Below are 21,592 nucleotides of genomic sequence, written 5' to 3'. Positions count from 1 at the left end.
GGGCTGATCTTCGCCGCCCGCACGGGCCTCGCACATCGACCGATCGACGCATCATCCGCCCACCGATCGGTGGATGCGTTCGCACTGATCGGTTGATCCTCCGGCTACTCGGCTGCGCGTACGCTCAGGCCCATGGCACTGCAACGGGTATGGGAGCGGGAACGGTGGAAGGCCGTGGGCCAACACGCCTTCTTCGCCGTCGTGCTCACCCTGTCCGTGCTGGGTGCGCTGGCCGGAACGGACCTGACGACCGGCACGGCACTGCCGCGGATCGGCCCGGCGATGGGACTCGCCGCCTGGTACGCGTACTGGATCGTGCTGCAGGGCGGCGCCAACAGACCGCCACTGCCCTACCTCGTCGGGGCGTTGGCGGGGTGGGTGGCCATGTCCGTGGTGGACCCCGCGCTGCTCCCGGTCGCCGTGGCCGTGCTGATCCCGTACTGGCTGCGAAGGGCCTGGTGGTCCGCCGGAGGGGTACTGATGCTGGGCGGCGCCTGGTCGTGGCAGCGCTTCACCACGGACGGCTCCGTCGGCCTGCGGACGCTCACGGGCTGCGTGCTCGCCACCGCGGTGGCGGTCACCATCGTCTGCTACGTCGCCACCCTCGACCACGAGAGCCACAAGCGCCAGCGGCTCCTGGACGAACTCACCGCCACCCAGGCCGAACGAGCAGCGGCGGAACGTCAGGCGGGCACCCTGGCCGAACGTCAACGCCTGGCCCGAGAGGTCCATGACACGCTGACCCAGGGCTTCGCGTCCATCTCCCTGCTGCTGGACGCCGCACGCGACGACCTGCCACCCAACTCCTCCGCGGCCCGGCGCGTCGAGCAGGCGATGCGGACGGCCCGGGACAACCTGGCCGAGAGCCGCCGCCTCGTGCAGGCCCTTCGCCCGGCACCGCTGGACCGCACGCACCTGGCGGAAGCGGTCCGCGAACTCACCGCCCGACTGACGGAGGAGACCGGCATCGAGGCTTACGCGGTCGTCACCGGCGAACCGATTGCTCTGCCTCCCGGCAGCGAGGGCGAGTTGCTGCGTGTCGTGCAGGAGGCACTGACCAACGCCCGGCGCCATGCCCACGCGGTGAGCGTGTCGGTCACGCTGTCCTACCTCGGAGACCTCCTGGCCATCGACATCCAGGACGACGGCACCGGTTTCGCACCCGCTGCCCGGCATGCCGGCATCGGGCTGACCACCATGCGGGAGCGCATCGCTGCTCTGGACGGCACGTTCGCGGTGGAAAGCGGCGTGGGCGAGGGTACGACCGTCGCTGTCACGGTGCCGCTCCCGGTCGCGCCTTCGGTGACCGTCCCGGTCGCCCCTTCGGCCGCCGAAGCCTCACCCGTGGCCGGTACGGAGCGGATGGTCCCGGCACCATGAGCACATCGGCCGGTCCCAAGATTCGTGTCCTCCTGGCAGATGACCACCTCGTCGTCCGCGAGGGGCTTGCCGCCATACTCGCCACCCAGTCCGACCTCACGGTCGTCGGCGAAGCAGCCAGCGGTACCGAGGCAGTGCACCAGACCACCTCACTCGCACCCGACGTCGTCCTGATGGACCTGCAGATGCCCGGCATGGACGGCACCGCCGCGACCGCCGCCATCCGGGCCGCTCACCCTCAGGTCCAGGTCGTCGTCCTGACCACCTACGACACGGACGCCGACATCACCGCAGCCATCGACGCCGGCGCGGTCGGCTACCTGCTCAAGGACACCGGACGACACGAGCTGTGCGAGGCCGTGCGCACCGCCGCCCGGGGAGGAGCGGCACTGTCACCCACGGTGGCAGCCAAGGTCCTCGCCCACATACGCGGCGACCGGGGCGCCGGCCTGTCCGGCAGGGAACTCGAAGTTCTGTCCGCCCTGGCCCGCGGGCAGAGCAACAAGCAGATCGCCCGCGCCCTGCGCCTGTCCGAGGCAACGGTGAAAACGCATCTGCTGCACATCTACGCCAAGCTCGACGTCGCCGACCGCACCGGTGCCGTCACGGCCGCACTGGGCCGGGGCATCATCCGCATTGACTGAACGCCTCATCCCGTCAACCAGGCACGGGATGTGCCGGATCCATCCGGCGGATCGCCGTGCGCGCCGACGTACCGGGAGCCGTCCTGTCCGAGGATCAGCCGCGCGCTCATACACAGCGTGCTTCGGCGGACCTTCGGGCAGGAGTCGGGCGACCACGGGGTCGCATCCCCGCTCCAGCAGCAACTGATCTCCTTCCGCCGATCAGCGCACTGAGCGTTCGCCGTTCGGCGGCGTCGGGAACCTTCAACGCTGTGAAGCACACCGGCGCGGTGCTGGGCAGCGCGGCTTGTGCCCTTCGCCGCGCATCAGGACGGTGTCTGCGATCAATAAGGCCAGGGGGGCGAACGCAACTTTCAGCAGACCCGGTCCGGTCAGGACCCTGTGGGCGGCCCGCCGGAGGTCCGGTCGGGCCGCCCTGGTGCGGTGGCGGGGTCAGCTGCCGCGCGTGAACTGCTGGTTGGTGCCGGTTCCGCAGGTGTACTGCACGAGCTTGGCGCCGTTTGCGGTGGAGGCGCCGCTGACGTCGAGGCACTTGCCGCTCAGCCGGGAGACGAGGCGGACGTAGCCGTCGCCGGCGTCCTGCAGCTGCCACTGCTGGTTGGTGCCGGTGGAGCAGGGCCACTGGATGATCGGGTTGCCGTTGGCGGTGGAGTTGTTGGCCACGTCGATGCACTTGCCGCTGTGCTTGGCCATGAGCTGGACGTATCCGCCGCCCATGTCCTTGAACCAGAACGCCTGGTTCATGCCGCCGTTGCAGGTGTACTGGGTGAACTGGACATTGTCGTCCACCGACGAGCTGGGCATGTCGACGCACTTGCCGCTGTGACGTGCGGTGAGGGTTTCCCACGGGCCGCCCACACCGTCGACCTTCCCGGTCGCGGTGTCGACGTTGACCTGCGGATACCAGTCCATGGTCATGGTGGTGTCGGTGGGGAACTCCAGCGGCAGCCAGACGTACTTCGAGGCGTTGACGTTCTGGCCGAACGAGTTGCCCCAGCGGTCGCCCATGTAGAGGTACTCGGTGCCGGAGGTGCCCTGGACGGGCAGGACGAACGTGGTCTGGGAGCCGTACGCGGTGGAGTCACCGACGTTCTGCAGCCCGCTCCAGGTGCCGGTGATGCTGGAGGCGGTGGCGTACTTCTGCTGGTTGGGTCGCCAGCCGGTGGCGCCGGAGGTGAGCAGGAAGTAGACGCCGTTGCGTTTGAACATCGCGGGGGCCTCGCGCAACTGGCCCACCCACAGCACCTGCACGCGGCTCTCGACGGTGAGGTAGTCGGGGCTCAGGCGGTAGACGTGCAGGTCCCGGTTCTCGTTGGCGGCGGAGATCATGTAGCCGGTGCCGTCGTCGTCGACGTAGGCGGTGATGTCGCGGGACATGTAACCGAGAGGCCGGAAGCTGCTCTGGTAGTCGTAGTCGCCGTCGACGGTGTCGGAGACGGCGACCGCGGCACGGGCCTGGGAGTAGTCGGTGGCCAGTTCCTTGTGCATCCACATGACGAACTTGCCGGTGGCCGCGTTGTAGATGACCTTGGGCCGCTCGATGTTGGCGGACGCCAGCTCCGGGTCGGATGCCTGGGTCAGGACGTGGCGTCTGAACTCCCAGGTCTTCATGTCCGTCGAGCGGTACGCGGACACGTACCGCAGGGAGTTGTCCTCGTTGCGGTTCTCACCGAACCAGTAGTAGTAGGACCCGACCTTGATCACGCCGCCGCCGTGGGCGTGCACGACGGCTCCCGTGGTGTCGGTGAACTGGGTTCCGTTGGGAATGGTGACGGTGGCCGCGTGGGCGGTACCGGTCAGGAGAGCCTGTGGCAGCAGAGCCGCCAGTACGACGAGAACAAGGAGCCAGGCGCGGCGCATGGGTGTGTTACCTCCGCTTTGAGCTGCCCGGTCGCGTGCCAGAAGCAACAAGTAAGACCACAACCGAGCAAAAGTTGGCTGAATCCAACGCTGTCGCACATGAGACGGCTGATGACGGTTGCGTGTCAATGGTGTTGACACGGCGGATTCATGTAGCGCCCCGAACCGGTTCAAGGTCCTGCCGCCCCTACGGACGATCCGGGCCGCCCGCCAACGACTGGTCGTCGGCCGGGTGGTGACCGACGACCGGCTACGTCACCGGCCCCGACATGCCTGCCCCGCACGTGCTGGACCGTGTCGGTTCCGGCGACGCCTTCGCGGCCGGGCTGATTCACGGGCTGCTCAGCACCGCCCGCCCGACCCAGTCGCTCCTACCGAGCGGCATGCGTCAGGCGGCCGCCCCACCAGACCGGACCCGTAAGCGCAGGCCGCCCCCTTCACGCGGGCGCGGCCCACGCTGGTCGGTCCGGCCAGCTCGATGACCTCGTTCACCCGACGGCGGGGAATGCCGTGGGCACCGGTGCCAGGGGCCGTCGACGAGACAGCTATGCACCGGACGGCGCACCACCGCCTCCGGGTCGGTGACGGCCTCGCGCACCGCCACCACCCGGCCGGTGAAGTCGGCCATCAATTCCCGCATGCAGTGTGCGAGTTGGTGGTTGGCAGCGGATCCGGGGGCACGCCGTCCTCGGTGAGGAAGGTGTGGGCCTGCGTCTGCGAGATCGGGATGAGGTCGGAGGTGCACACAGGGCCGGCGGAGGTGTACGGCGCGGTCGCGCACGCGGGACGCGGTACGGTCGCCCGACACACCATCTGGCCGGTGTACTCCAACTTGCACGGGACGCCCAGCAGGTCACGCGTCCAGGAACGGATTCCGTCGGCGCCGACGACCACGTCGACGCTGCTTCGCGGTCAGGCCCCCCATCGGGACACCGCAGGGACAACGAGGTCACCGTCACCCTGGGCCGAAGTCCGCAGTAGCGGTGGCCAGGCCGTAGACGAACCCGCTGCACGCGGCACTGAGATCGAATGCCGCCACATGCTCCAGGCCCCGAGGCGATCGTCGGTGCGATCACCGGCCCTCCGGCCGCCCCGCACCCTGCTGATCGGCAGGTACGACACCCAAGGCCGCCTTCAGTACGCCGACCGGACCACCGCCCTCGCCCGGGCGGCAGGTGCTGCCGGTCGCCGGCCTTCTCGGCCGGGGACGGCGCGGTCATCCATGGACAGGCGTCCTTCTCCGCCGAGTGGGGCAGCCGGCAGACGCTGAACGTCACGCTGGTGGAACCCGAGCTGGTGGCGGAAGGCGGCGTCGACGTCGCCCGTGACGCCTCCGGCCGGTGGCGCCACCCCACCCGCCTGCACCGCGCCCGCCCCGGGCCTCTCCCCCGCCGATGGTCCCCCACCTGACGTCGTCGCTCTGACGGCGGCGTCAGGTGGGGGATTATCGGCCGTCGCCGCTCTGCCGACGACGCAGCGCGGCGGCGCCGGCCGATGCGCGAGGAGTACCGGTGACACCCAATCCTCTCGCCCGCCGCCCGGGACCTGCCCCGCCACGCCCCACTTTCCTCGTTCGTCCTGCTGTGGAGCGCGGTCCGAGGCCGCAGAGGGGATGTCGACCTCCCGACCACGACCTGACCGGCGTGGGTGACCTGCGGGTTCGCGGAAAAGCGCGGCAGACCGTGGCGGACGGTGCGGACGGTTGTCAGCCGGGTCGTCGGCGGGGATTACGGCCTGGTCAACTGAGGCTTGCCGCGTCGTGACCGTGGTCGGGCCTTCGTTGTCGGGGCGCTGCTGGGGTCGGCTACTGCTGTGACCGGTGCGCGCGGTGCCGGACAGGCCGGTGCCGCACCGGGCGGGAAGCGCAGCCTCCGGCCTCCGGCGTCTCGCGCATCGCGGCACTCCCACACTTCCCGCCACCAGGCCGTTGACCAGGACAAATCCAGAAGTTCGCCGAGTGGCTAGCCGCTGTGCCGAGCGTTATCAATGCACGACACGCCGACAGCAGTGTGAAAGAGCGTCAGCCCCGTCCCGGGCGGCTCAGCTTCGTATGCAAGTGGTGTTCTCTGACGCCTATTTGATGGATCATCACACCAAAATATTGACCCCACGAGCACTCGATCGGCCCTGTTCCATCACCCCTGAAAACGTCTCTGAGGTGCCGACGGAAATAGGCATCAGTATGTTCATTCACAGTTGGCCGCTCAGCTGACACCCCTGAGAGACGGAGAAACGGAATGCCGGAGAAAAAGAGAAGTGGAACGCGTAGGCGTACCGTTGTCGCGATCGCAGCATCGCTGGGCATCGCGGCCCTGGCTGTGACCAGTGTGAACTACGCCTCGGCTTCCAGTTCCGTCCCGAAGTCCGCCCCGCCGGTGCAAGATGCCGCTGCTCCCCTCGGAGGCGACGGCCAGACGAACTACAACAGCTACCGGAACGACAACGACGGACGGATCCACGTCAACGAGCGAACCTATTCGGCCGAGTCGGGTGTGTGCACCGCTGTGATCAGCAGTCCAGCCACCAGCTTCAACGTCCGAAACGACAGTGACAGGACCGTCGAATTCTTCAGCGGAATTACCTGCGACACCGGCGCTCCCATCGCCACTATCGGGCCCCGAAACTCCAGCAGCGCAATTCCCGGCACGACGGTCTTCGACGGGGCCGTGGTGCCGTTCGCACTTGTCGGCAGCTTCCGAGCCGTCGACAAACGCCACTGACCCCACGCGGACCAAGGACACCGACAAGCCTGCCTGTGTGGCACACGGCCCCCGGACCGCCGCAACCGGCCCGGGGCCCGTGCGTATCACCTCGACGCTCTGCACGGCACCCAGGCCGCCGACAATGGCCGGTTCGCCGAGTTGGAAAAGGAGCCTCGGGCTTTCGTGTCGGTTCTCTGCTCGGCGCCGGCTGCCGCTGTGCCCGGTACGCGCGTGGCCGGGCAGAACGGTGCCGCGCCGTACGGGAAGCGAGCGGGCCATGACGTTCGTGATTGCCGTCGGGCTCGTGCCGTTCCTCCAGTCGATCGCCACGCAAGTCGCGCAGCGCTCGTTCGACACCGCGCATGCCATGATCCGGGAACGATGCCGGAGCGGTGGCGGCCAAGTATCCGGACCGCACCTGGTGATGCAGGAGCCTGGCGGCCGTATGGAGTTCCGTGTACCCAGGACATCCCTGATGCGGCATGGAATGGAAGCGCTCGTCGCCCTCGGCGCCGACGGTCTGGAAGACCTTGCCGAGCAAGACCCGCACGGCCAGACCGTGACCGTGGCATGGAATGCTGACAGCCGAGATGAGCGACCCGGAAGTGTTCAGCTCCCGTTCGCAGGGTTGGTCCTGGGAAAACGCGCCGGATAGCGAATCAGGTCAGGGCAAAGCCGCGCTGCTGGCGCCCGGACAAGGCGTCGGCCGGCCGCCCGGCGCAGCCGGGTTCCGGGCGGTGCGCAGGACGATCCGGCGTATCCGGTGCGGTGCGCATCTTCCGCGCGAGGCCCTTCGCGAGCACGCCGCCAGGCTTGCTGGACGGATTGACCGTCCCGGTTGAGAAGCGGCGCCGAGCCGGTCCAGATGTCAGACCACGCCCTTACGATGCCCGGTTATGACCGACGACGTGCTCAACTACTCGCAGCCCGGGCCCTTCACGACCTTGGATACGGCACAACTCCCGCTCATCGAGGGCCTGCCGGACGACCCCGTCGGCATCTGCGCCGCCGTTCAGGGCCTGGTCATCCAGCCCACGGACGCCACGGCATCAGGCATTTCCGAGGACCGGATCGCGGAGAAGAACATCCGGCCGGTCAACGAACTGATTGCCGCGCTGACTGCCCTGGACCCGTCTCCACTGCACCGGCCTCGAACGCCCGAAACGCGCGTGATCGGCACCTGCCGTCACTTCGCCACGATCGCCTGCGCGATCCTGCGGGCGCGAGGTGTCACCTCGCGCGCCCGGTGCGGTTTCGGCACCTACTTCCAGCAGGGCCGCGGCTTCGACCACTGGATCACCGAGTACTGGGACGATGACCAGCGCCGATGGGTGCGCGTGGACACCGAACATCTCGGCAAGGACTTCGTCGCCCGCCCGGACGACCTTGCTCCCGGTGAGTTCCTCACGGGCGGTGAGGCATGGGTGCAGTACCGCGGCGGCGTGATCGATCCGCTCACGTTCGGCACGGCCGGCACCGATCACGCCTGGGGGCCGCATGAGATCAGCGGCAACGCCGTCCGCGACCTTGCCGCGCTCTGCAAGCGGGAGACCTTGAACTGGGACGAGTGGGGCCGCATGACCGCGGCCTACGAGGGCAAGACCGGAACCGACTACGACCAGCTGATCGACGCGGTCGCCGATGCCTGCTCCAAGGACGATCCGTCGGCCTTTACCCGCCTGTCCAGCCACCCGGACCTTGCGGTCCCCCGGCACATCCTCGGTTGAGGCGGCGCGGCACGCCCGAGCAGGTCAACGTTGAGCACCGAAGTGGCCGGCTGAAGTACTCACTGGCTTCCCAACGGAGAAGTCAAGCCGTCTGGGACAGGTCCTAAAACCCTTTGAGACGGTTCGAGATCTCTCCTAGGTTGGCCCGCGTGACGATCGAGGTGCCCTACCAGTCGATTCCGGTTGACCAGTCCGACGTTCGCTACGCCCACGGCCCCGACTCGGCTGTACAGCCGGACGTGCCCGTCGGGGAGACGCTCGAGTTCGACTGGAACGACAGCTCGACCTACCCGGGCACGTCACGGAAGTTCTGGGTGCATGTGCCCGCGCAGTACGACCCCGCCGAGCCGGCGTCGCTGATGGTGTTCCAGGACGGATGGTGGTATCTGGACCCCGGAGGGGAGGTCCGCGGCTCGATAGTCCTGGACAACCTCGTCCACCGCGGGGACATCCCGGTCACCATCGGCGTGTTCGTCGACCCTGGCGTCTTCCGCGACGCTGAGGATCCGAAGAACCGCAACACCGAGTACGACGCATACGACGATTCGTATGTCGGCTTCCTCCTGAACGAGATCATCCCCGAAGTCAGGAAGCACTACTCGATCGCCGAGGACCCTGATCAGTGGGGCATCTGCGGTGGCAGCAGCGGCGGCAACTGCGCCTTTACCGCGGCGTGGCTACGCCCGGACAAGTTCCGCCGCGTCATCGGGTACCTGTCCAGCTTCGCGCAGATGCCGGACGGCAACCCTTACCCCGAAGTCATTCCCCGCGTTCCCCGCAAGCCGCTGCGGATTTTCCTGCAGGCGGGCCATCGTGACCTGCGCTGGAACGAGCCCGAGGCGAACTGGCTCGCCGACAACCTGCGCGTTGCGGCAGCGCTCGCAGAAGCCGGCTACGACTTCCGCCTCGTCCTGGGTGATGGCGGCCACAGCCCCAACCACGGTGGTGTCCTGCTCCCAGATGCGTTGCGCTGGTTGTGGCGGTCTGATGATCGCCCGAACTAGCCGGTGGGCTTCGGTGGAGCGACTTCGTGGAAGCGGCCGTCCCGGATCAGGGCCCACAGGGCGTTCCTCTTCGGCGGGCAAGGGCGATCACGGCTCATGTCCTTACACAGCGATCTTGCTCGCAGTGATCCCCAGACGGAACGGTCCTGCAATCTGCGACCTTCAGCGCACACTGCGAGGCTGCAACCTAGCGCTCAGGGAGCCTGGTAGAAGGGGATCGGGATGTCGTGAGCCTTCAGAGCCGCTGTGTAGCGGGCCAGCAGTTCGTCGAGGTTGGACAGGAGGATGGCCGCCGCCTCGCGAGCCTCACCGACGTCGCCCTGGTCGCAGGCTTCTACGATTTCGGCGATGTCGGCGCGAATGATCGAAAGGGAATCGCCCTGAATCAGGACGCCCGGGAAATTGCGCGAGGGCAGACGGACGACCGCGCCGTTCCCCGGATCTGTGAACAGCTCAGCCTCGACACGTTCCATCCGTTCATCCAACCTGAGACCTGCCCCCTTCTCCAGGCGTAGTCATCACGGAAGAGCGGTCAGAACCAACTGAGGCGCGCTCAGTCATCACAAGAGGGTGCTGAGTGCTTCAGTTGGCCTGTCCGGCCAACTGAAGCACTCACAAGGTTCGGCGCCTATGAGCTTCGCGGGTTCTTCAGCCCCGTTCTCGCTCCACCGGAAGCCACAGCTCGGCGTCGGCTTCGGTCTTGTCCGGTGACAGACGGGTGCGCAGGATCTCCGGGCCGGGACGGCTGCGGTACGGGTTGGACGGGAACCACTGCGTGAACACGTCCCGCCACAGATCCTGGATGGCCTGCGGCGCCGGCCCGGAGGTGGTGAAGACGGCCCAGAACCCGGCCGGGACAGGCAGGACGGTCGTGCCTTCCGGAGCGGACGCTGACGTGATCACCCCGTGGTGGTAGTCGAGTTCGGTGCCTTCGGCACGGCTGGGGTCCAGGTCGTCGCAGACCGCGACGATGCCCTGCGGCTCCTGGTCCGACAGCTTCTCCAGGCGCTCCGAGGTCTGCGGGTCGATCCCGCGAACGAAGTCGATGATCGCCTGGTTCGGCCCCACGTGCACCAGTGGCACCCGGGCCTTGAGGCCGACGACGGTGAAGGCCGGCTTCTCCACTACGCGATAGCGCATGCTACTGCTCCCCTCGACGGTGAGACGGAAGGTCAACCGGGGCTGGGAGACGAGCGCGGTGCCGGTGCGTCGGGCCTCGCCCGGCCCGACACCGTGCATGGCGCGAAACGCCCGGGCGAAGGCCTCGCCGGAGCCGTAGCCGTAGCGGACCGCGATCTCCAACAGCGACTCGCGCCGGGCAAGTACCTCGGCACCCGCGACCGTGAGCCGACGGCGTCGGATGTACTCCGACAGCGGCATTCCGGCGAGCGCGGAGAACATCCGGCGCAGGTGGTACTCCGAGGTGGCCGCAATACGCGCCAGCTCGGCCACCTCGATGGACTGGTCGAGGTGGCGATCGATGTGCTCCATGATCTGGTTGAGCCGCTCCAGCACGCCCGGTCTCCTTCCTCTTTACGATCACCACGCTAGGCAGCACTCATCCTGCCGGACCCGACATCCTGTGCCCGATCAGGTCGGGTGCAGCCACATGTCACAACGGGTGCAAGGAGCGCTTCATTCGGCCCTGCTGAGCGTCACGTCTGGCCGACAGGGCAGCGTCCTCTTGCACCTGCAGGGCTTCGGGATGGAATCAGCCCGCTCCTTGTGGGCCTGCACAGCCCGTTGTGCAGGGCATGGAGCAACGCCGCCCCGGACACCGTCTTCGACGCTGTCGCGGGCGTGCCCACCCCGCAGGCCGACGCCGCCGAGCAGAGAACGTGGCATTGCGCTCTCAGCCGCTGGGAGCGCGAAGCCGTACGGCAAGGCGAGCGTGGCTTGGCGTGCCCTGACAGGCGATGGTGCGACACGCGGGGTGAACCGTATGTGGTTCCGCGCTGGGCCTGACCTCCAAGTGGCCGACCGTCACCTTGAATTCATCGCAGGGTGAGCGGGGTCTCGGATGCGACGCGGGACAGCTTCTCCGGGTTGCGGACGAAGTAGAGGCCCGTGATGCGGGCCTCCTCGACCCGGATCGCGATGATGCCGTCGATCTCGCCGTCCAGGTGTACGAGGAGTGCCGGGTTGCCGTTGACCAAGGTGGGGCCGAGGGTGAGCGCGATTCCGGTCCTGCCGGTTCCGCCGACGATGAGGCGGGCCACCTTGTCGGCGCCGATGATCGGCCGCAGCGCGGCGTGCTTCACGCCGCCGCCGTCGCCCATGTAGACGACCTCGGGGGCGAGCACGTCGAGGAGGCCCTGAAGGTCCCCGGTTTCGAGCGCGCGCTGGAACGACTCCAGGGCCGCCCGGGTCTCACCCGGGGAGACCACCTTGCGAGGGCGGCGGGCGTCGACGTGCTGGCGGGCGCGGTGCGCGATCTGACGGACGGCCGCGGGGCTCTTGTCGACGGCGGCCGCGATCTCCTCGTAGCCGACATCGAAGGCCTCACGCAGCACGAACACGGCGCGCTCCGTCGGCGACAGCGTTTCCAGGACGAGCATCATCGCCATCGACACGCTCTCGGCGAGCTCCACGTCCTCGGCCACGTCCGGCGCGGTGAGCAGCGGCTCGGGCAGCCAGGGCCCGACGTACGCCTCCTTGCGGCGCGTCATGGTGCGCAGCCGGTTGAGGGCTTGCCTGGTCGTGACCCGGACGAGGTAGGCGCGGTGGTCGCGCACTTGCTCCAGGTCGACCTTGACCCATCGCAGCCAGGTTTCCTGGAGGACGTCTTCGGCGTCGGCGACCGATCCGAGCATTTCGTATGCGACGGTGAAGAGCAGGTTGCGGTGGGCGACGAACGTCTCGGTCGCCGGGTCAGCGGTGTGGTCGCTCATGTCTCGGCCCCTCTCCTTCGCGGCCGGCCCAGGTTGGCCAAAGCCTTCGAGCGTGCATCCACAGGAAGTCCTTTTCGTTGACAGTCGTCGATCTTGGCCCATCTGTTCGGTGTGATCGAGAGTGGGACACCGCCCGGCGCACGGTTGTGACACGCCAGGTCGACGACGATCCGTCACTGAGAGGGCCGCTGATGAGCGCGTGAGTACAGCAGCGCCCCGCGGTAGGGGCGTTGCCGCACGACATGCGCTCCACATCCGTTGTGGCCGGACCGGATCCACCACGAGTGCTTGGCTAGGCTGCCCGTTCAGCGGTGGCCGGCGCCTCGCCACGCTCGGCCTGCAGCAGCTGCCGGCGCTTGGCACCTCCTGACATGAGGTGCAAGTTGTACGAACCAGGCTTGCCTGCCTCGTGGGCCAGGTGCTTGGTGATGCCCTTGCACACGAACTCCTTGAGCCTGGCGCCCGGGCGGCCGTCGATGTGGAACCACACCGCGACGTCGTACCGGTGGGCGAACTGGAAGATGCCGGCGCGTCGGCCCAGGCTGATGCACTGGCCCGCGAACGTCTGGTTGAGGGGCGCGGGCTGCTCACCCGCGATACGGCTGAGCACCGTGTCGGCGGCGCGCGCGCCAAGCGGTATCGCTGCCTGGCAGCTCATCCGCAGTGGCAGGCCCGACGGCGCCGCCGAGTCCCCGGCCGCGACGATGCGCCCGTTGTCCATGCTGGTCAGGGTCTCGTCCGTGAGAAGGCGGCCCAGGGCGTCGGTGCTCAGCCCGCTGCGCACGGCCAGGTCCGGCACGCCGAATCCGGCGGTCCAGATGGTCACCTGGCTCGGCAGCTCGCGGCCGTCAGCGAGCTGCACGGCGTCGCGGGTCACCGCCGTCACCTTCGCGTCGGGGCCGTCGAGCACGGTCACACCGAGCTTGGCCAGCCGCCCGGCCACCGAGCGTCGGCCCCGAGGGTGCAGGTACGGGCCAAGCACCCCTCCGCAGACCAGGGTCACGGCGCGGCCGTCCTCTGCCAGCTCGGCGGCGGTTTCGATGCCGGTCGGACCTGCTCCCACGACTGTCACCGCGGCCGTCGCGGGGGCGGCGTCGAGAACCGGCCGCAGCCGCCCCGCCTCCTCGAAGGTGGCAATCGGGTAGGCAAACTCGGCCGCCCCGGGCACACCCGGGTCGGCGCTGCCACTGCCCACCGCGTACACCAGGTAGTCGTAGCCGACCGTGCCCCCGGCCGCCAACGTCACGCTGCGCCCGGCCGCGTCGATCCGTGCCACGGTGTCGACCACCAGCCGGACACGCTCGCCCAGGATCTCCCGGTAGTCGACGACCGCGCCGTGGGACCCGCCAACCAGTTGGTGCAGGCGGACCCGATGGACGAAGGTCGGGCGCGGGTTGATCAGCGTCACCGTCACGTCCTCACGCTTCGTCAGTCGATTGGCCGCCATGACGCCGGCGTACCCGCCGCCGATCACGACCACATCGGTGTTCTCAGCCATGGTGTCTCCTCCGCTTCAAGGGGTTCGGACACAAGACACCGCCTCCTCGACCACTGTGACAGCCTGTGAGGCAGATCACTCCCCGGGCGTGGTCGCCTGGACGGATTCCGGGCCTGACCGATGGAACGCCACCGGGCGCCGTCATCTGATTGGCCGGCGTCGCCACCGCGCGGCTCGTGACGACCAGCGGCTGCGCCGAGAACGGAGGCGAGGCCCTGACGGCGCGGTATCACCGAGACCTGGACCGCAAGGGTGCAGCCCGGTTGCCGGCGGGACACCCGTTGAGACCGTCCGGCCAGTCGCGTTGTCCGGAGGCGCGGTCCAAGGTGCGGGGCGGCGTCAGGCGTGTTGGTCGAGGCCGCGCCTCGCTCCGGTTGTGGGCGAGATCCATGCGAAGACGGTGCAAGGTGCGTTGCCCCTTGCCTCGCAGCCGTGCGCTGAGCGAGGAGAGGAATGGCGAACGGCCGCGCCTGCCAGCACGGCCGTTCGGAGCCCGACGTTGGGTTCGCATCGGGACGGTCCACGGTGATGTGGTCCGGTGCGAAGGCTCACTCACGAGCAGCTGCCGGTCAACCGACAATTGGGCCGAGGGCGCATGAACGGTGCTCTGTGTGTCTGTGACCAGGGTCGGCTCGGCGAGGGGGCGCCAGATCCGTTACGAAGACGCCGGGCCGCGGGTGCATGAACGGCCCCTGCAGTCGGTCGGCCTGGTGGACCGGGGCCCGGTGCGCGCTCCACCATGGTGCATCTCGCTACGGGATGCAACGAGGCTGCCACCTCTCTTCCTGTCGTACGGCGAGGAGTTGGGTTCGCATCGACGATCGGAGTTGTGATGTCGCGTCCGTTGTTTCCGCGCCGTTGGTGCGGGGCGAGTGGGGATGCTTCCAGGACGGGGGCACGGAAGGTGTTCGTGGCCGTCGTGGTGGTCTTCGGGGTGGTGCTGGCCGCCTGCGGCGCACCGGATGAAGTGATCGCCGCGCTGTGGACGTGCGTGGTGCTCGAGGTGGCCGGCCAGACGGCTGCCGCCCTGACCGCACGCCCGCCTGCGGTGTCGCGGTGGGGGGTGAGGTGAGTGACGGGGCGGGCCAAAGTGCCGCTGCGGACGGTCGCGTGCGCCTCGCTGCGGGCGCTGGTGGTCTGGCTGCGCGGCCAGAAGGAACGGGCCGGGCTGACCTACGCACAGATGGCCGAGCGGCCGGAGTGCACCGTCACGCCCACCACGCTGTCGCGGGCCGATGACGGCTCCCGTCTGCCGACCTGGCAGGCGGCACGGGCCTACGCCGAGGCCTGCGGCGCCGACCTGGTGCAGGCCGAACGCCTGTGGTGCCGGGCCCGCTATCGGGCCCGGCAGCAGCATCAGTCAGGGCGCGCCGGTTCCCGGCCCGAAACGGTCATGGACTTCGCCGATCTGCGCCAGGCCATGGTGGAACTGCGCGAGCGCTGCGGGGGTTGGTCCTTGGTGACGCTGTCTCAGCGCGCTCCCACCGGGCTGCTTCCGCGCAGCACGCTCGGCGCCGTCCTGAGGGGGACGGCTCTGCCGCGCAGGGATCTGCTGATCGCGTTCGTCATGGCCTGCGGTGTCCAGGACATCCGGCCGTGGGAGCGGGCCTGGGACAAGGCGGCGCAGACACGTGACCAAGTGCGGCAGGCCGACCCCTGGCACACCGTGGTGGATGGCAACAAGATCTACCTGCTGTTGCACCCGCACGCGCGAAAGGACGCGGAGGGGGTGCCGTCGTATCGCTCGGCCGAGGGCCTTCGGTCCCAGTTCAGGGAGCGGCTACGGCGGGACACGGGACACGATCGGCGGGAGGTGGAGCCGCAGCTCACCAACCGTGATCTCAGTTGGTCTGACCAGTGGTGGCCGCTTCCCCCTCTCAGCGCGCCTGTGAACACTGCCCGCACCGTCCAGCCTGATCTGATGCCCGGTATGCAGCTGCTGCAGGTGAAGGGGGCTGCACCGCGCGCCCAGGAGTGATGCAGGGCGCTGCTGCCGGGCTGTCCCTCGTGATGTCCGGCAGCGGCGCAGGCCACAGCCAGACGGCCCGAGTTGCTGGGCACGCGACGGCGAGACCAGAGTGGTCCTCTGCTCTGGGAACGCCGAGCCTGGCGCGTTCCGCCCTTCAACTCAGTGGAGCGGCACGCCTCGAAAGCTGCAGATGTCCCCTCTCCAGCGAAATCAGCGCCTGGATCAGCACCGCTGCGCCCATCAGGACGAAGAGGGCAGGGAACACCACGGTCGTCTGAACCTTCTGGTATCGGCGGTTGCGGGAGGAAGTCTCATGGCGCGAGCCGTGAGAATCTCTCCCGTTCACGGGGAGCGAGCGTCAAGACTGCGTCCGCTGCAGGACAGGGTCCACCCCGCTCGGATCTACCTGCGCTGAGGTCACCTCGTCCAGTAGCGGATGTTGCGGAAGCGGGCCTCGGCGCGGCCGGAGCCGTGGTGGTACACGCCGTTCTTGAAGTAGCGGGTGGCGGGGCCCCGGTCGTCGACCGTCAGGACGAGGGAGTCGTCGAAGTAGACCTTGATGGTCCCGGTCCCGCTGCTCGCCTGGTGGGCGATCTTCACGTTGAACCAGGTGTCGTACGCACCCGTCCTGAGCACCGTGCCGTCGTAGCGCCGCACGGTCCCGCCGTTGGTGTTGTAGGCGTTGAGCATGATGTCGGTGGCGGGGGTGCCCGAGGGGCGGACGCTCCGCAGGGTCTGCACGAAGGAGGCTCCGTCGGTGCCGGACGGGAGGTAGACGTCGGCGTCCCACATGTGGTTGCCCGTGGTGTATTCGGCCCTCCAGCGCATCTCGGTGCGTGGGTCGGTGGAACTGCCCTCCTCGAACGGCTCGTCGGTGGCGTACACCCACATGCGGTGGACGCCACCGCTGTAGCTGTGCCGGTCACCGAGGTCGAGGTTCCAGGGCTTCTGCCAGCTGTACGTGAACGAGGTCTGCGTCCAGCCGTCGGTCGGGTCGGCGGACGGCGCGGCACCGGCGAGCGGGGCCGGCGGCAGGGCGAGCGCGGCGCCGCCGGCCAGTAGGCCGGCTCCCGCGCGTAAGACGGTTCTCCTGTTCATCGAGTGTCCTTCCGGTGAGGGAGCGGGGTGGGAACGCGAACGCAGGCAACCCCAATACATCGGAGGAGTCAAGGCCTTCGACCAAGGCTGACGATGTGGGCATGAAGTCCGGGTCCGCCCACCGACGCATAACCCGTGCCCGAAATAGATGACTGTTAAGGTCATTGACAGATGCATGGCACATGCTTAGGTTCCCCATACACCCGATGTATCGATGATCCGTCAGGTCTGGAGGACGATGATGACCTCGCAGCCGGGGAAGCATGCGCCGGTGCCCCGCAGGGCCCTGCTCGGCACCGCGCTGGGCGGAGCGGCAGCGGCGGCCCTGCCCGGAACGGCCCACGCCGAACAGCCCGTAGCGGCAAAGCGGTCGGCCGACGCCACTCCCGTGGCCGGGGGCGGCAGACGCCCATGGAGACTCCGCGACACCATGACCACCGACCGCGCCTGGGACACGTTCCTGCGCGGCCAGGACCTGCTGTGGAGCAGGCTGCCCACCCGCTGGTACGAGGGCCCGTTCCTAGGCGACGGACTGCTCGGCAGCATGGTCTACCAGGAGCCGGGCACCAACCACATCCGCTTCACCGTCCAGCACGGCCGGGTCCAGGACCACCGGCCCGAGCTGGGCAGCAGTTGGGGCACCTGCCGTCTGCCGGTCGGGCACCTCACCCTCGAACCGGTCGGCACCATCACCTCCCTCGACTGGCGGCTGAGCCTGTGGAACGCCGAGCTCACCGGCACCGTCACCACCACCGCGGGCACCCTCACCCTCTCCGCCCTCATCCACGACGAGGTCCTCGCCGCCCGCGTGACGGCCGACGGCGGCGAACAGGTCACCTGGACGTTCCATCCCGAGGAGGCCGTCAGCCCGCGGCGCATCAGCGAGGCCCCGCCCGCCGACTACACCGCCAACCCGCCCTGGACCACCCGGACCGCCACCGACGGTACCCAGCAGGTGCTCCAGCCCCTCATCGGTGGCGGCCAGACCGCCACCGCGTACCGCCGCACCGGCGACGAGCTGCTGCTCAGCGTCGGACACAGCTTCCCCTCCGCCACCGCCGCCGAGGCCGCCTCGCTGCGCAACCTCCGGCGCGCGACGTCGTACGGGGCCCTCAGACGACGGCACACCCCGTGGTGGCACGCCTTCTACCAGAAGAGCTTCGTCTCCTTCCCCGATCAGCGGCTGCAGAGCTTCCACTGGATCCAGCTCTACAAGGTCGCCTGTGCCAGCCGCGCGGGCGGCCCCGTCATGGCCACCTCCGGGCCGTGGCTGGAGCCCACCCCCTGGCCCGCGGTCTGGTGGAACCTCAACGTCCAGCTGGAGTACTGGCTCATCCACGGCGCCAACCACCTGGAGCTCGACTCGCTCGCCACCACCCTGCGGCAGAACCAGGAACAGCTCATCGCCAACGTGCCCGCCGCCTACCGTACGGACAGCTCCGGTGTCGGCCGCAGCTCGGACATGTTCGCCACCCGCGCCGTCGGGGTGCCGGGCACCGGTAACGAAGCCGGCAACCTCACCTGGGCGCTGCACAACGTGTGGCTGTCCTACCGGCACTCCATGGACGAGTCGCTGCTGCGCGACACGGTCTTCCCGGTGCTGCGCCGGGCGATCAACTACTACCTGCACTTCCTCGCCCCGGGCAGTGACGGCAAGCTCCACCTGCCGAGCACGCTCTCGCCCGAATACCCCGTCGTGCCGCCGCAGGACACCAACTACGACCTCGCTCTGATCCGCTGGGGCTGCCAGACGCTCATCGAGTCGGCGGAACTGCTCGGCCTCGACGACGAGTTGGTCCCGCGTTGGCAGGAGGTGCTGGCCAAGCTCACCCCGTACCCGGTCGACGACAACGGTTTCATGATCGGCGTCGGCACCCCTTACGCGCAGTCCCACCGGCACTACTCGCACCTGCTGATGGTGTACCCGCTGTACCTCGTCAACTGGGAGCAGCCCGAGAACCGCGACCTGATCACGAAGTCGGTGGTCCGCTGGCAGGCGCTGGCCAATGCCCACCGGGGCTACAGCTACACCGGGGCCGCCTCCATGTACGCGATGACCGGCGACGGCGACACCGCGATCACCTACCTGCGCAAGTTCTTCGACCCCACGACCCGCTACCCGTGCCAGGCCAACACGCACTACACCGAGGCCGGTCCGGTCATCGAGACGCCGCTGTCCGCCTCGCAGTCCCTGCACGACATGTTCTGCCAGAGCTGGGGCGGCGTGATCCGCGTGTTCCCGGCCGTCCCGTCCGCCTGGGCGGACGTCACCCTGCACGACTTCCGTACCCAGGGAGCCTTCCTCGTCAGCGCCGTCCGAAAGGCGGGGGCGACCCGGTTCATCCGCGTCAGGAGCCTGGCGGGCGAGCCGCTCAGACTCCGCCACGGCCTCAGCGGGACCCTCACCGCGCTGCTGGACGACGGCACCCCGGCCCGCACCCAGGACCTGGGCGACGGCACCCTCGCCATCGACCTGCCCCAGGGCCGCGAGGTGCTCGTCCACTCCGGCTCACGGCCCGACCTCTCCATCGCGCCCGTCGCCGTCGGCGAACCGGGCCCGGCCTGGGGCCTGCCGTAGCGGCCCTCCGCACGCACTCCCGTTGCGGGGGCCTGCCGTAACGGCCGTCCGCACGCACTCCCGTCGTGGGGCCCGCCGTAGCGGCGGTGGGCCCTGAACGTCCCCCCGTCCGGCCGCCGTTGCGTCCCGCACCCCGGTGAGCCGGGCACACCCTTGACCGACACCCCACCTCATCCCCCGGGAGGGCTCCCATGGCGGTTCCCACCAGAACCGCGGTCGCCGCGCTCTGCGCCGGACTGATGGCCACACTCTTCACGACCGTGCCCGCGCGGGCCGACCAGGACGCCGGCTCCGCCGCGCGCGTCTGGGCGGTGTCCGGCCCCGAGCGCGCGGCAGCGGCGCGCGAACCCCGCGCGCAGGTGTCCCTGGACGCCACCGCCGGCACGCTGAGCCTGTCGGTGTCCCGCGGCGGCCGGACGGTCATCGAACCGTCGCCCGTCGGCATCGTCACCGAACAGGCCGACCTGTCCCAGGGCCTGCGCTTCCTGCACCGCAAGGACCGGCTCGTCGACGAGCGGTATCGGACCAGGTCCGGCAAGCGGCTGGAACGCCGGGCCCTCATGAACGAAACCCGCCTGTCGTTCGCCACCTCCTCCGGCGCCCGCCTCGACCTCGTCGTCCGCGCCTCCGCCGACGGCGTCGCCTACCGGTACGTCCTGCCCGCCGGGTACGGCGACGTGCTCGGGGAGACCTCCGCGTTCAACCTGCCGCTTGACGCGAGCGCGTGGCTCGGCACCTACCGGGTCGACAACGAGGGACAGTTCAAGCAGTACACCGCCGCGACCGCGCCCACCGGCGAGTACTCGGACCAGGCGTTGTTCGCGACCGACGGCGGTTACACCCTGCTCGCCGAGTCCGACCTCACCGGCGCGTACTCCGGCGCCCGGCTCGCCCACGACCAGGGCACCGGTACCTACCGGATCAAGCTCGCCGACGACCGGGTGAGGACCGACGGCCCGCTCGCCACTCCCTGGCGGGCCATGGTGACCGGCGACCTCGCCACCGTCACCCGGTCCACCTTCACCGACGACCTCGCCCCCGCCTCCCAGGTCGCCGACTCCTCATGGGTCCGGCCCGGCACCGTGCTGTGGACCTGGCTCGCCGGTGGCCGCGCGGCCGGACAGAGCCTCGCGGCACAGAAGGCCTACGTCGACTACGCCGCCGAGCGGAACTGGCCCTACGAGGCCGTCGACGCGGGCTGGTACTTCAAGACCGACGAGTGGGACACCACCGACCCGAACTGGCAGAGCAACAGCTGGATGCCCCAACTCGTCGAGTACGCAAGCGCCAAGGGCGTCGGGATCATCGTCTGGATCCACCAGCGCGACCTCGACACGCCCGAGGAACGCGCCCAGTGGCTGCCCACCCTGGAACGGTGGGGCGTCAAAGGCGTCAAGATCGACTTCATGGACTCGGAGGCACAGTCCACACTCCAGTGGTACGACGCCGTCCTCCGGGAGACGGCCGCCCACCGCCTCATGGTCAACTTCCACGGCTCCACCATCCCCAAGGGCATCCAGCGCACCTGGCCGCAGGTCATGACCCTGGAGGGCGTCAGCGGCGAGGAGAAGCGCACCAACACAGCCGCCCACCTCACCACCCTGCCCTTCACCCGCAACGTCATCGGCTCGATGGACTTCACCCCCGGCGCCTTCCAGCGCGTCGGCCTGCGCCCCAACTCCGACGCGGCCGAGGTCGGGCTCAGTGTCGCCTACGAGTCGGGCCTGCAGATGTTCGCCGGCACCCCCGAGTCGTACGACGCACGGCCGCTCGCCCGGGACTTCTTCGACCAGGTCCCCGCCGCCTGGGACGACACCCGGCTGCTCGCCGGCCGGCCCGGCCAGGAGTCCGTCCTCGCCCGCCGCAGCGGCGACCGCTGGTTCCTGGGCGGGGTGTACGCCGGCGCCGCCCACACGGCGGAGGTACCCCTGGCCATCGGCCCGGGACGGTGGCTGGTCGAGACGGTCCAAGACGGCACCGACGGGCTCGTGAAGGACCGTCAGGTGCTGCGCGGCGGTGACACGTTCAGCGTCGATGTCGTCGCCAACGGCGGCTTCGCCGGGATCGCCTGCCCCTGGCGCCCGGGCCTCACCACCTGCTATCGCTGAGCTCTTCGCCGGCCGCGGGGGGGGGCGGTGGCCCCCCCGCCCGCCGCCCCCCCGCGGCCGGGCGAGTTTAAAAAAAAACCAACCCACCAGCCCCCAATCGTAATCGGTTTGGGGGGGGTGGGTGTAAAGATGG

18 protein-coding genes are annotated in these 21,592 nt (G+C 69.1%); 11 read left to right on the top strand and 7 right to left on the bottom strand.

What is annotated here, in order from left to right; all coding sequences use genetic code 11:
• Positions 1–132 precede the first annotated feature (132 nt).
• Positions 133–1,380, top strand: coding sequence for a sensor histidine kinase (locus ACFWWR_RS39280; RefSeq protein WP_384308490.1), 1,248 nt, complete (start codon positions 133–135; stop codon positions 1,378–1,380).
• Positions 1,377–2,024 carry a response regulator gene (locus ACFWWR_RS39275; RefSeq protein ID WP_383860246.1) on the top strand — a complete coding sequence of 216 codons (648 nt, stop codon included), beginning with the start codon at positions 1,377–1,379 and terminating at the stop codon, positions 2,022–2,024. The genes ACFWWR_RS39280 and ACFWWR_RS39275 overlap by 4 nt, the downstream gene beginning before the upstream one ends.
• A 432-nt stretch (positions 2,025–2,456) precedes the next feature.
• Here the strand turns inward: ACFWWR_RS39275 and ACFWWR_RS39270 are convergent, their stop codons facing one another.
• Both ACFWWR_RS39270 and ACFWWR_RS39265 read right to left on the bottom strand, forming a co-directional pair.
• Positions 2,457–3,884 (bottom strand): RICIN domain-containing protein, encoded by a 1,428-nt coding sequence (locus ACFWWR_RS39270; protein WP_384308488.1) that lies wholly within the window; start codon positions 3,882–3,884, stop codon positions 2,457–2,459.
• 627 nt (positions 3,885–4,511) lie between these two features.
• Positions 4,512–4,778, bottom strand: coding sequence for a hypothetical protein (locus ACFWWR_RS39265; RefSeq protein WP_384308485.1), 267 nt, complete (start codon positions 4,776–4,778; stop codon positions 4,512–4,514).
• 387 nt (positions 4,779–5,165) lie between these two features.
• Between ACFWWR_RS39265 and ACFWWR_RS39260 the strand changes: the two genes are divergently transcribed.
• From ACFWWR_RS39260 to ACFWWR_RS39240, 5 genes are all read left to right on the top strand, one after another.
• Positions 5,166–5,294 carry an ATP-dependent DNA ligase gene (locus ACFWWR_RS39260; RefSeq protein ID WP_383860237.1) on the top strand — a complete coding sequence of 43 codons (129 nt, stop codon included), beginning with the start codon at positions 5,166–5,168 and terminating at the stop codon, positions 5,292–5,294.
• 827 nt (positions 5,295–6,121) lie between these two features.
• Complete coding sequence (locus ACFWWR_RS39255) at positions 6,122–6,604, top strand: hypothetical protein (protein WP_383860234.1); 483 nt, start codon at positions 6,122–6,124, stop codon at positions 6,602–6,604.
• Between the two features lie 259 nt (positions 6,605–6,863).
• Positions 6,864–7,241, top strand: a complete 378-nt coding sequence (locus ACFWWR_RS39250; protein ID WP_384308482.1) for a hypothetical protein — start codon at positions 6,864–6,866, stop codon at positions 7,239–7,241.
• Between the two features lie 241 nt (positions 7,242–7,482).
• Positions 7,483–8,313, top strand: coding sequence for a transglutaminase-like domain-containing protein (locus tag ACFWWR_RS39245; RefSeq protein WP_383860231.1), 831 nt, complete (start codon positions 7,483–7,485; stop codon positions 8,311–8,313).
• Between the two features lie 149 nt (positions 8,314–8,462).
• The gene (locus tag ACFWWR_RS39240; RefSeq protein WP_384308479.1) at positions 8,463–9,317 is read left to right on the top strand and encodes an alpha/beta hydrolase; all 855 of its coding nucleotides are present in this window, start codon (positions 8,463–8,465) and stop codon (positions 9,315–9,317) included.
• 194 nt (positions 9,318–9,511) lie between these two features.
• Here the strand turns inward: ACFWWR_RS39240 and ACFWWR_RS39235 are convergent, their stop codons facing one another.
• The 4 genes from ACFWWR_RS39235 to ACFWWR_RS39220 all read right to left on the bottom strand — a co-directional run bounded on the left by ACFWWR_RS39235 (position 9,512) and on the right by ACFWWR_RS39220 (position 13,706).
• On the bottom strand, positions 9,512–9,790 hold the full coding sequence (locus tag ACFWWR_RS39235) for a DUF6959 family protein (RefSeq protein WP_384308476.1): 279 nt from the start codon (positions 9,788–9,790) through the stop codon (positions 9,512–9,514).
• 175 nt (positions 9,791–9,965) lie between these two features.
• Entirely contained in the window at positions 9,966–10,832 is an 867-nt protein-coding gene (locus ACFWWR_RS39230) for a GyrI-like domain-containing protein (protein WP_383860221.1), read from the bottom strand.
• 479 nt (positions 10,833–11,311) lie between these two features.
• A complete protein-coding gene (locus ACFWWR_RS39225; RefSeq protein ID WP_383860218.1) occupies positions 11,312–12,208 on the bottom strand; it encodes an RNA polymerase sigma-70 factor in 897 nt (298 codons plus the stop codon).
• A gap of 292 nt (positions 12,209–12,500) precedes the next feature.
• A complete protein-coding gene (locus ACFWWR_RS39220) occupies positions 12,501–13,706 on the bottom strand; it encodes an NAD(P)/FAD-dependent oxidoreductase (RefSeq protein WP_383860215.1) in 1,206 nt (401 codons plus the stop codon).
• A gap of 910 nt (positions 13,707–14,616) precedes the next feature.
• On the opposite strand from ACFWWR_RS39220, the gene ACFWWR_RS39215 reads away from it, so the two are divergent.
• Both ACFWWR_RS39215 and ACFWWR_RS39210 read left to right on the top strand, forming a co-directional pair.
• Complete coding sequence (locus tag ACFWWR_RS39215; protein ID WP_383860213.1) at positions 14,617–14,778, top strand: hypothetical protein; 162 nt, start codon at positions 14,617–14,619, stop codon at positions 14,776–14,778.
• On the top strand, positions 14,779–15,684 hold the full coding sequence (locus tag ACFWWR_RS39210) for a helix-turn-helix domain-containing protein (RefSeq protein ID WP_384308473.1): 906 nt from the start codon (positions 14,779–14,781) through the stop codon (positions 15,682–15,684).
• Between the two features lie 408 nt (positions 15,685–16,092).
• Here ACFWWR_RS39210 and ACFWWR_RS39205 read toward each other — a convergent pair whose 3' ends face one another.
• Entirely contained in the window at positions 16,093–16,773 is a 681-nt protein-coding gene (locus ACFWWR_RS39205; RefSeq protein WP_383860207.1) for a cinnamyl alcohol dehydrogenase, read from the bottom strand.
• Between the two features lie 241 nt (positions 16,774–17,014).
• Between ACFWWR_RS39205 and ACFWWR_RS39200 the strand changes: the two genes are divergently transcribed.
• Positions 17,015–19,351 carry a Tat pathway signal sequence domain protein gene (locus tag ACFWWR_RS39200; RefSeq protein ID WP_384308524.1) on the top strand — a complete coding sequence of 779 codons (2,337 nt, stop codon included), beginning with the start codon at positions 17,015–17,017 and terminating at the stop codon, positions 19,349–19,351.
• Between the two features lie 191 nt (positions 19,352–19,542).
• Positions 19,543–21,459, top strand: a complete 1,917-nt coding sequence (locus tag ACFWWR_RS39195; RefSeq protein ID WP_384308471.1) for a glycoside hydrolase family 97 catalytic domain-containing protein — start codon at positions 19,543–19,545, stop codon at positions 21,457–21,459.
• Positions 21,460–21,592: the final 133 nt, after the last annotated feature.

Source organism: Streptomyces sp. NPDC058678, assembly GCF_042714835.1.
GTDB lineage: Bacteria > Actinomycetota > Actinomycetes > Streptomycetales > Streptomycetaceae > Streptomyces.
The sequence above is the reverse complement of the archived record's forward strand: the minus strand, read 5'-3'. Positions and strand labels throughout refer to the sequence as shown.